Here is a 10,251-nt window from a genome sequence, read left to right as displayed (position 1 = left end):
GTCTTCGAAGTAGCGCCTGGCCCGCGGCGGCCCCGCCCTGCGGGCGGACGGCGCTACTTCGAAGACAGGACCCGGGTTCATGGTCGCGGAGATCGGTGCTTCGCTACCCTCACCCGTATGGAAATCCTGGGAACCACGCTGCGCATCTGCGTCGACGACCTGGAGACGTCGGTCGCCTTCTACGAACGGCTGACCGGCAGCCCCGCGCTCCGTTTCGAGCGCGGTGGGGTCTCCGTCGCCGCCGTGAGTTGCTTCCTGTTGATGAGCGGTCCCGCGGAGGAGATCGAGGTGCTGCGGAAGGTCACCGCGACGATCGCCGTCAAGGACGTGGACGAGGCGTTCGCCGCGCTCACGGACGTCGGCGCCCAGGTCCTCGCGGGCCCGGTCCCCACCCCCGCCGGCCGCAACCTGATCGCGGTCCACCCGGACGGCTCGGTCTTCGAGTACGTGGACCGCAACCCGGTCCGCACCGGCTGACAACTCCCGGGCACGCGCCTCCACGCACCGGGCGAGCCGCGGTGGGCGGCTCGCCCGCCAAGGGCGTGTGACGGCCGGGGGCTCGCCCCCGTACGGGACGTGCTTGGGCGGACACCTCCCGTGCCCGAAGGGCTACGGGGCCTCGGTAGCCGACCCACCGACCCGGCGCCCGGAGACGGCCCCGGCGCGGACCAAGCGCCTTCAGCTGGAGGGGGACGTCACGGACACACTCAGGGCCGTCGAGACAGCACAAAGGGGCCACCTCCGTGCCCGAAGGGCCACGGGACCCCCGGTAGCCGACCCACCGGACCGCACGTCCAGAGACGGCCCCCGGAGGGGGACGACGACCGCGTCCGGCATGGACCAACAGTCCTATGCCGGGCGGGACTTCAGGACCCGCCCCAGGCCATGAAACGCAAGGGCGCGCCTCCCGTGCCCGAAGGGCTAGGGCCTCCGGTCGCCGACCCACCGCACCGCACATCCAGAGACGGCCCCCAGACGGAGATGACAACCGCATCCCGGCGCGGACCAAGCGTCCAACGCCGGACGGGACTTCACGGACCCGCCCTACGCCTCCCTCCCAACTCCCCTACCGCAGCGCCCCGTTCAGTCCCCCGGGCGCATCCGGTAGTCGTAAGCCTCCGGCAAGGGGTCGTCCGTCAGGGATGACCAGACCTCGTTCAGTGTCTCCTCGCCCTCCCGCAGGTCCGCCACCTCGAAGCCCGCGTCGAAGACCGCGCGTGCCGCGGTCTTGTCGTCCTCGGCGAGCAGCAGTTGGGCCTCGATCAGCCGGAAGGCGCCGCGCTGCCGGATCTCCGGCGAGAGCCGGTCCCAGACCCGGCGCCCGTCCGCCGCGCGGTCGGCGGTGAGCAGCGCGGCGATCGACTCGCGGGCCAGCGCCACCGTGGCCGCCGTCCAGGACTCATCGTCGGCCCCGGCCCGGACGGTCTCCTCCCCGCGCTCGCGGCACAGGTCGTCGAAAGCCTCCAGATACAGATCGGCGGCCCGCTCGGGGTTGCCGTCCTCCCGGTCGGCGACGGCCAGGCAGCGCAGCAACGGCCAGCGGGAGGAGGCCAGTTTGAGGCCGCGTTCCCAGCTCCGTACGGCCTGGGCCAGATCGCCCGCGTGCCACTGCGTGACGCCCAGGTGATACTCCGTCAGCGGCTCGGCGGGCGCCGTCTCCAGCATGTCGCGCCAGTGCGGGGCGACTTGCGTCGGGCCAGGCGGCTCGGCCTTCCGTGCCTTCGGGAACGTGCCATGGGTGAACAGCTCGACCCACGGCGCCTGTTGCTCGCCGAGCATGGACGCGTCGAACGGCGTGCCTGGCAGCTCGTACCCACCGCGCATCGCGCCCCGCAGCACTTCGAGCGCGCCCCAGCCCGAGCCGGTGGCGAGCCGTTCGCCGGGCTCGTTGTCCGCGTACGGCAGCCACGCCTCGTACGCGGCGTCGACAGCCGCGCGCGGCAGCGCCTGTTCGAGGCGGGTGCCGACCTCCGCGCGGGCCGCGTCCCAGTCGGTGCCGTGGACGGCGGCGGGGTCCGCTTCGAGCGGACCGTACGACTCCAGCCAGCTGAAGTCCTCGTAGCCCTCCAGCTTGACGTGTTCGAGCTGGGTACGGGCCAGCCCGGCCTGGATCTCGGCGTAACCGGGCGTGCCCTGCTCCGTGAGCCACTGCTGCCAGCGTCGCCCGCCGCGCCCCGCGCCCCAGATGAAGAGCTTGCGTCCGCTCAGGGTGTCCGTGGACGTCTGGACGAGACCGCGTCCTTCCGCGTCGAGCGAGGTGATCCACTTCCGGGCCTCGCGCGGGACTTCGTAGAAGTAGTCCGCCGGGTACTGGCCGCGCAGCGGGTACGTACGGTCCGCGCCGTCGTACTCGGGCACCGAGACCCGGCGCAGGCTCCGTTCGTACCCGAAGTGCCACGCCTCATCGGCGGGTGCCAGGACGCGCGTGTGCTCGTCCTCGGGCACGGCGATGTTGGACCACCAGTAGACGGGCGCCGGCCCCTGGTGCGGATTGCGTATCCGCACGCCGACGTGGAGGAAGTCGGAGTCCTCGGGCAGCCAGAGATCGACCTGGAACGGCAGGCCCCGCAGCGGCTCCCACTCCCAGAGCCTGAGCATCTCCCCGCCGTCGGGGGCGGGCACGAGCGCGGCGTGCACGGGCGCGCAGGAGAGCGTGGTGTGGCCGGTGGCGCCGATGTTCCACTCGATGCCGCCGGAGAACCAGGCGCCGTTGAGCGCGAAGTCGGCGGGCTGGAAGACCGGGTTGCGGTAGAGCAGTTCACGGTCGGTGGGCTTGTGGTGCAGCGAGTGGACGCGCCCGCCGAGCCCCGGCAGAACGGTGGCCCGCAGCCGGTCGTTCTCGATGACTATCGCGTCGAGGTCGGTGCTCACCCGGTCGCGTCCGTAGCCGTCGAGGATCCGCACCGGAAGCAGGGTGCGCAGCGGCTCGTACCCGATCTGCCGCGCCATGTCGCGGGGCAGGTCCCGCTTGGCCCGTTCGTCGACGGAGTGGGTCTCGTCGAGCGGCCGGAGCGCGGGCAGGGGGTTCTCCGGCCCCAAGGGGGCGGCAGGCAGGGTCAGTACGGCACGTCGCACGCTCGTGGCCACAGGCAAACCTCGCTTCGCTCGCTGGGGCCGCCGACGGCTGGATTGGCCGGCGCGCACCCGTTGACCATGGAACACGGTCAAGTGCGTGCCGAACAGAGCACCTTGGGATCAGTCTTGGGTGAGGGCCGCCACAACGATGTTCGCGAGCAGTGCCCCGGCGGTGCCGTCGGGGTCGAGATCGGGGTCGTAGATCGTCACGTTGAGACCGGCGCAGCGGTCCGAGCGCACCAGGACGCGCAGCAGCTCCTCCAGTTCGTCGGGGAGCAGTCCCCCGGCGTCCGGGCTGTCGACGGCCGGCATCACCTCGGGGTCGAGCACGTCCGCGTCGAGATGCACCCAGAAGCCGTCGGTGACGGGGGCCTCCAGCGTCCTGAGTACGGCCCCGGCGAGGTCGGCGGCGCCGTACTCGCGGAATTCGCCGACGGTCACGGTGGGGATTCGCAGCCGGGCCAGCTCGTCGCGGTCCTCGTCGTAGTCGCGGATGCCGAGGATCCGTACGTCCTCGTCGCGGACGTACGGGCGCAGCCCCTCGATGTCGCTGAGGTCGCTCTGGCCGCGCCCGGTGGCGATGGCCAGCTCCTCGCCGCCCGCCGCGCCGACGGACGGGGAGTTCCCGGCGTGCCGGAAGTCGGCGGAGCCGTCGATCGCGGCGATGCCGTAGCGCCCGAGCCGCCGCAGCGCGAGCGAGGCACCGAGCTGGATGGAGCAGTCGCCCCCGAGGACGAGCGGGAAGTCACCGGCGCGCACATGCCGCTCGATCCGGTCGGCGAGCCGGGGTGTGTACGCGGCGATGGCGGCGGCGTTGAAGACGCCGTCACCTTCCTTCCAGTCGCCCCGGTCGTAACGGGGCGGGACGACGACCCCGCCCTCGGACGCGCCGAGCCGCCGCACGATCCGCTGCTCGCGCAGCGCGCCGGCGAGCTTGTAGCAGCCGGGCACGGTTCCGGGAGCAGGTGGGCGAAGGCCCAGGTTGGAGGGGGCGTCGATCACCACGATATTTCGCATGCGGTCCATCCTGGGCGCCCGTACCCTCGTTGTTCAATCAGGATCTTCAGGAAGTAGGCGGCACGTCCATGACCACGCAGCACACGTACCGGGTGATCGTGCGCGGGACCTTCTCGGAGCTGATGGACGAGGCGCGGGAGCGGTTGCTGGCGGAGCTCGCCGACCACGGGCTCAGCCAGATGCGGTTCACACCCGAGGGCTCGCTCACCTACGACAGGTCGCTCAGGCACTTCTCGTACCGGTTCGAGATCGTCTCCGACGCCGCCGACGGCGAGGAGATGGCCGCCGCCCTCGCCGAGGAACGGGCGGAGGCGGCGCTGCGCGCGTTCGGCGGGGGTGTCGGCGCCGGATTCGGGGAGCTGCGGTCGACCGTGACGGACATGGACACGATGAAGATCAACCGAAAGGGCCGCTGAGCCCTCCGGGCGGGTCGTCGCGGATCATGTCCCCGGTGATCGCCCGGCGTTGGGGTGCGCGCCAGGCCCCGTCGATCCGCAGGAAGCCGGGAGAAAAGCCCTCGTGCCGGAAGTCGGCGCTGCGGACAAGGGCGAGCGAGGCGGCGTTCCCGGGCTGGATGTTGGCCTCCAGACGGTGCAGGCCGAGTGGCCCGAACGCGTGGCGCAGGACACGGCGGAGCCCTTCGCCCATCAGTCCCCGGCCGGCGGCGTGGGCGAAGGCGCCGTATCCGACGGCTCGTCAACATCATGGCTACGTACTGCCTGGCGAGAGCCGTCGCTGTCGGCACCGCAGATCGCTGACCAGCCAGAACGCCCTTGGATGTCCCCTGAACGCCTCGCTCGGCGTCACATCGCAGACGCAGCAATGATGCGGCCTACGTAGGATCCCTGCGGGGCCGGTCGCCGTAGATCAACCCGTGGCTCTGCCATTTTTGGTTGCTCCAACCAACGCGTGGGTGTGATCCTCGCATTGGACGAAGGGCACATAAAATGGCATACCCGCGCTGGCGCCACATGCTCATCGAGTCGCAGCGGCACGCCCTCAAGGCAATGGACGAGTGGAATTGTTCGGGTGGCAACTTCAGCGACTTTCTCACCCACATGCACAAGGCATGGCTCTACTTGCTGCACGCAGAGTTCCACATGGCTGGGACCGACTACCACTACGAGACGGAGACCGGCGAGTCGAGAATGATTGACGGCGAGTCGAAGGCGTGGGAACTGCGGCAGTGCTTGAAGGAGCGCTTCGATGAGAGCGATAACCCTGTTCGCTTGAACGTCGAGCTATTCGTCGCGCTCCGAAACAAGGTGGAGCACCGCTACGAGCACAGCCTCAAGGTTGTGACTGGTGGCAAATGTCAGGCGCTGGTCATCAACTACGAGCAGGAGTTGGTAGCTCACTTCGGCATGTCCCACAGCCTCGCCGATCAGCTACGCTTCCCGATCACGCTCCAGTCCCTGACGGCCGAGGGGCAGGCGCAGCAGCAAGCGGCGGCGGCCAAGCTCCCGAAGAGTACGCGCGACTTGGTGGCCAAGTTCGAAGCCGACATCGATCCGGCTGTGCTCGATCACCCGAAGTACGACTACCGGGTACGGCTGATGCCGATCGTCGGCAAGAAGACGGATGCTGATCTCGCAATCAACTTCGTCAACCTGGACGAGCTGACCGAGGACGAGCGTACGGTCATGACCGAGGCGCGCCGCACTGGGGCAGTAATCTCTAAGTTCAAGTACCGCGACGTGGTGGACAAGGGCAAGATGCTGCCGAAGCAGGTTGCGTGCGAGGTTGAGGCGCAAGTGCCATTTGAGTTTCACGTCCAACCCGAGCACACCGAAATGTGGCGTCGGCTTGGCGTGCGTCCCGCGACGAAAGCGGCTAATCCGTACGACACCGTGGACAAGTACTGCGTCTACAGCGAGGTGTTCAGCACCTACGTATACACCGATGCCTGGGTAGCCAAGATTATCAGAGAGATCGGGACCGTCGAAAAGTACCGCGCGTTCTTCGGCAAGGAACCACGGAGGAAGAAGCTCTCGGCTCTGAAGCAGCAGGTGGTTGCCCCCGAACCCATGCCCCAAGACCAGGACGTCATGGGCAAGATCGCGTGAGCGAGGCGGGCAGTTACTACTTCACCGCCCGCCGTCGCGCTGACAGAACCGGGATAGTGGCGATCTTCTCAGCACTTAGGTCGCCCCAGACAAGGCCCTGCGGCCGGCGAGGGTTGGCGCAGCGGATCACCTCGTCGGGAGTGACGATGTAGTCGACGCTGAAATCGTGCTCGGTCTCGGGGATGTCGTCCTCGATTACTTGGAGAGGATGAACCGGCGCGACGATCACGGTCTGATCCGTCACGAGCCCCGCCTCGATCAAGAGGGCAACCTCAAGGTCGGAGTATCCGGCACCCTTGCCGATGCGCGCGCCCGACCGGTTCACCGCGACACTGCCGCACACCACCAGGTCGATAGGCCGCATGTCTTCAACGCCAAGCCGGCGGGCAACCTGAGCCGCACCCTTCTTCTCGGCAGCCTCTGCGAGGGGAAGCCCGAGGTCTTCCGGGTCGAGCAGGTAGAAGGGTTCGAGCGACGCCATGCGCGGCACGGCCATGTAGAGGAGTTTGCCGTCTTTCAACGCACGGGTGCGGACAGGAAGCTGCGCCCAGTCTGGGTTCGCCTTGACAGTGGCAGCGCGCTGCCACTCGTCTAGTTCTGCCAACCGTTCCGCTGTCGCCTCGGTCCCGTAAAAGCCGGGAATCTTGCCGTACGAGTCGTCCGGAGCGCCGCCACCATCGATGAGTCGGCGCCACACCCGGTCGCGGACTGCCTGCTTGGCTTGGTCGATCTCTGTCACGCCCCACCCGTTCTACATCGCGGCCATCAGGGCAAGCAGGCGGTCGTTGATGTCCTGCGCCCACGGCTCATTTTGCCACTGTCGAAGTTCTCGACCAGCAGAGAACGCCAGATTAAGACCGCCGCCACCGCGTGTCAGCTCCACAGCGTCAATCGTGCGGTGCATGGTCACCGCCGCTTCATCCAGCTTCCGCTGACGGATGAGTGAAAGCGTCAAGTTGCCAAGCGCGATGGCCTGACTCTTCTTCTTGGCGGCCAGCGCCCGCGTGGTCGTGCGGAGGATCGGTTCCGCTCGTTCCGGGAAGTTGAGGAACAGGTAGCACGATCCAGCAAGCCGGTTGAACTCGTTGGCGGTGTAGTACTCCGCCGCCACGTCATCCTTACGTACCCGATCGAACTGGGCGTCAGCCTTCTTCAGAGCGTCTTCGCACGCTTTGATCTCGCCGGTCATAGCGTGCCCCTCGGCAACATGAAGCAGGGACAGACCAGTCAGCGAAGGACTGGCTGCTCTTGCCACCTCGGCTGCCTGCTGGGCCAGCATGACGCCGCGTTCGGGACTCTTCTCCCCGTAGAGGGCAACGAAGCTCATGCGCAGGATGGCGTAGGACTCGATCAAGGGGCCACGGATGTGCCGGGCGGCATCGACGGCCTCACCAAAGTAGGTGAGCGGTGCTTGATGGTCACGCCGCTGGCTGACATCCCAGACCAGTTGACCCATGAGGGTCGCTGAGTCGGCTTCCACCTCGTAGAGCGCTCGACGCACACGCGGGTTGGCAGCGTTCTCACGGAGGAACTTCACCTGACCGTGCACGTGTCCGGCCGGGCCCAGCAAGCTGGTGGACGATGCTTGGTCGTAGGACTCATCGAGCTGACGCAACCGCTCGTGTAAGTAGGCGACCACCATCAGGTCAGCCGACGCCGGATTCTCAAGCGCGTAGTTCACTCGGTCACTCGGGCGCGTCTGAATGATCGTCACATCATCAAGTGCCGCCTGCAGTTCGTCACTGGTGATTTTGAATGCGCGGGCAAGCTTCGGTCGCAACCAGGCTTGTGGCTCGGTTTCGGCACTCTCCCAGCGACCTACCGTGGAACGCTCGACGCCTAGATGTTCGGCAAGCGTCTCCTGTGTGAAGCCTGCCGATTTACGACGCTGAGCCAGCCGTATGCGCTTGCTGGCCATCGGTCATCCCTCCGACTGATCACGGGGCGTCAATCAGCCTAGCCAATCGGGCGACGTCCGTGCAGGCCAGGCAGTCATCTGCGGCATGGATGCGGCATCTCTGCCGCATGGACGCTGTTGGTCTTCGCAGGTCAAGCAGCTTTTCTCCTTGATGGAGAGATCGAAGGCGCAGAGCAGAACAGTCGCCATCGATCCCTTCCAGCCCACGAGGAGGAATGGATGCGACTTGAAATGTACGGCTATCTGCGGTTAACCGCCAGTAGCGCGGACGACGAAAACCGAACCTTGCAGAACGATTTGGCCACGCACGCTGAGCGTGAAGGCTTCACGTTGGAACGGACGTTCGTTGAGCAGGTTCGTGCCAACGAACCGGCCTTCGACTGCTTGACGGAAGCACTCAAAGCGAGCGGCGTCCGTAACGTCATTGTGCCTTCCCTCTGGCATTTCGCCCGGCTGCCCGGACTGCAAGCCGCAATGCGCGAACACATTGAGTACGAACTCGGTGCACGAGTTTGGATCGTCCAAGGAGTCCAGCGATGAGCAATACGACGTCACCGGCTCACGGGTACCTACGCGCCTGTTCCGACGCCGCCGACCATGAGGCCATCACGCTGGAACAGGACATGAAGCGCCTCGCCACCGCGAAAGGGCTGCAACTCACGGCCATCTTCCACGAGTTCGACAGCGGCTCGATCGACGCCTTCAACGAGCTGGTCGAGGTGATCCGCTCTACCGGTGCGCGTGACGTGTTCGTGCCGTCCTTGGAGCACCTGGCCGACAACGGCCCGCTTCAACGTGCGCTGCTCGACCGGTTGGAGTTCGGCCTCTCGGCCACCGTGCACGCGCTGGATGAACTCCCGCACCACCAGGACGACGTAGTCACGGCAAGCGGCGCCGACCAGCAAGGCACCGCCGTCTCATCAGCCAGTCGGGAGTAACGCCGTGACGCTGATGCGCGCGTGGGATCGGCTGATGCTCGCCGCTGTTCCTTCGGCCGCGAGTTGCGCGCGGGCTTTCGCCAAGTACACGCTCCGGTGGTGGGACGCGACCCACGTCATGGATGACGCGCTACTCGTTGTCTCCGAATTGGTCACCAACGCCGTCACGGCTACCGGGCCGAAGACGACCACACCAACGTGGACGGACGTCAAGGCGGAACACATCCTCGGCGTACAGCTCCGCGTCGTGGACATGCATCTGTACGTCGAGGTGTGGGACAGGAGCAGGGAACTCCCCGGCACCAAGCACCCGACTGTGGACGTCGAGAACGGGCGTGGCCTCCTACTCGTCGAAGCGCTCACGAAAAGGTGGGGCACCTCCCAGTCATCGGCCGGGGGCAAGGTCGTGTGGGCAGAGTGGGAACTATCTACGCCGCCCACGCTGACGGTTGATGTACCGCCAGTCCCGCACCGGGTGCCCGGACATGTGCGCGTCCCGGAAGGCGCTGCGAAAGACACGGTCGACATCGCCCTGATGGAGCGCGTCCTGGAAGGGCTGCGCAACCTGTGAGAGATACGACGAGCGACAGCGCGCTTCACCGCGCAGTGGCCGGGCAATTGCGCGCGCTCATCTCCAGTTCTACTGCGCAGCCGGCACCGACCGATGAACCTGTCCATGAGTGGACGACTGCAGTGGAGCTTGGTTCGAGCGCTCCTCGGCGCGGGCTCGGAATCCAGAACGCTGACGCTCTCGCTGCGAGTCTGCTCACTTCTATGCAGGCGCTCGGCAGCAGCGAAGCGGTGTGCTTGCAATGGGTGCCCTCACCAGCCGTGCGGGAGCGGCCACGGCAACGAGGTGAGCACCGTTCTTCCAGATGGCTTCTGAACGTGGGCGTCGACCGCGACTGGATCGCGTATCAGTGAGGCGCGTAAGTGCGCTTTTCCCTCCCGTCACCCGGGCGATTTTGAAGATTGCCACACTCGCCAAAAGCGGCGACGAGCCGTCACCGAAGGGGTAGTTGTCCTTCTTTCCGGCATAGAGGGCAAGCCTCTTCTCAGCCCGGATCACCCCGGCTTGATGCCCGTGGATGGTTCACCCAGAAACGAAGAAGTGCCTTGCGACCTGCGATGATGGGGTTTTTCTAGTACTCCAGTTGCACTTCTCCATTTGTCCTGGTCACAGGGCCTTTCCGGAGTCTAGTTTGCTGACGCCGTGTCAGGGTGGCGGTGGTTCGTG

Annotated in this window: 10 protein-coding genes and 1 pseudogene; 6 read left to right on the top strand and 5 right to left on the bottom strand. The window is 66.7% G+C overall.

What is annotated here, in order from left to right; genetic code table 11:
• Nucleotides 1-117 precede the first annotated feature (117 nt).
• The gene (locus tag ACFWV8_RS37660; RefSeq protein ID WP_384214964.1) at nucleotides 118-477 is read left to right on the top strand and encodes a VOC family protein; all 360 of its coding nucleotides are present in this window, start codon (nucleotides 118-120) and stop codon (nucleotides 475-477) included.
• Nucleotides 478-1,083: 606 nt separating this feature from the next.
• Here ACFWV8_RS37660 and ACFWV8_RS37655 read toward each other — a convergent pair.
• Entirely contained in the window at nucleotides 1,084-3,087 is a 2,004-nt protein-coding gene (locus ACFWV8_RS37655) for a DUF5107 domain-containing protein (protein ID WP_384214962.1), read from the bottom strand.
• A 108-nt stretch (nucleotides 3,088-3,195) separates the two neighbouring features.
• Nucleotides 3,196-4,092: an arginase family protein gene (locus ACFWV8_RS37650; protein WP_384214960.1), complete on the bottom strand. Its 897-nt coding sequence runs from the start codon at nucleotides 4,090-4,092 to the stop codon at nucleotides 3,196-3,198.
• Between the two features lie 68 nt (nucleotides 4,093-4,160).
• Here ACFWV8_RS37650 and ACFWV8_RS37645 point away from each other — a divergent pair, with 68 nt between their 5' ends.
• Nucleotides 4,161-4,508: a DUF6204 family protein gene (locus ACFWV8_RS37645; RefSeq protein WP_384214958.1), complete on the top strand. Its 348-nt coding sequence runs from the start codon at nucleotides 4,161-4,163 to the stop codon at nucleotides 4,506-4,508.
• On the opposite strand, the pseudogene ACFWV8_RS37640 reads toward ACFWV8_RS37645, so the two are convergent.
• Nucleotides 4,489-4,785, bottom strand: a pseudogene (locus tag ACFWV8_RS37640) (GNAT family N-acetyltransferase); the annotation flags it as partial. The gene ACFWV8_RS37645 and the pseudogene ACFWV8_RS37640 sit on opposite strands and share 20 nt — an antisense overlap.
• Before the next feature lie 254 nt (nucleotides 4,786-5,039).
• Between ACFWV8_RS37640 and ACFWV8_RS37635 the strand changes: the two are divergent.
• Nucleotides 5,040-6,158 carry a DUF3644 domain-containing protein gene (locus ACFWV8_RS37635; RefSeq protein WP_384214956.1) on the top strand — a complete coding sequence of 373 codons (1,119 nt, stop codon included), beginning with the start codon at nucleotides 5,040-5,042 and terminating at the stop codon, nucleotides 6,156-6,158.
• A 16-nt stretch (nucleotides 6,159-6,174) separates the two neighbouring features.
• Here the strand turns inward: ACFWV8_RS37635 and ACFWV8_RS37630 are convergent, their stop codons facing one another.
• On the bottom strand, nucleotides 6,175-6,897 hold the full coding sequence (locus tag ACFWV8_RS37630) for a 5-formyltetrahydrofolate cyclo-ligase (protein ID WP_384214954.1): 723 nt from the start codon (nucleotides 6,895-6,897) through the stop codon (nucleotides 6,175-6,177).
• A 12-nt stretch (nucleotides 6,898-6,909) separates the two neighbouring features.
• Nucleotides 6,910-8,076: a helix-turn-helix transcriptional regulator gene (locus ACFWV8_RS37625; RefSeq protein WP_384214952.1), complete on the bottom strand. Its 1,167-nt coding sequence runs from the start codon at nucleotides 8,074-8,076 to the stop codon at nucleotides 6,910-6,912.
• 219 nt (nucleotides 8,077-8,295) lie between these two features.
• On the opposite strand from ACFWV8_RS37625, the gene ACFWV8_RS37620 reads away from it, so the two are divergent.
• Genes ACFWV8_RS37620 through ACFWV8_RS37610 form a run of 3 tightly spaced genes read left to right on the top strand, consistent with a single transcriptional unit; the run spans nucleotide 8,296 to nucleotide 9,585 of the window.
• Nucleotides 8,296-8,616 (top strand): hypothetical protein, encoded by a 321-nt coding sequence (locus ACFWV8_RS37620; protein ID WP_384214950.1) that lies wholly within the window; start codon nucleotides 8,296-8,298, stop codon nucleotides 8,614-8,616.
• Nucleotides 8,613-9,014: a hypothetical protein gene (locus ACFWV8_RS37615; RefSeq protein ID WP_384214948.1), complete on the top strand. Its 402-nt coding sequence runs from the start codon at nucleotides 8,613-8,615 to the stop codon at nucleotides 9,012-9,014. Before ACFWV8_RS37620 ends, ACFWV8_RS37615 begins: the two co-directional genes overlap by 4 nt.
• Nucleotides 9,015-9,027: 13 nt before the next feature.
• Entirely contained in the window at nucleotides 9,028-9,585 is a 558-nt protein-coding gene (locus ACFWV8_RS37610) for an ATP-binding protein (RefSeq protein WP_384214965.1), read from the top strand.
• The last annotated feature ends 666 nt before the right edge of the window (nucleotides 9,586-10,251 follow it).

Source organism: Streptomyces sp. NPDC058665 (assembly GCF_042714995.1).
Taxonomy (GTDB): domain Bacteria; phylum Actinomycetota; class Actinomycetes; order Streptomycetales; family Streptomycetaceae; genus Streptomyces.
This window is presented reverse-complemented; position numbering and strand designations above follow the sequence as displayed.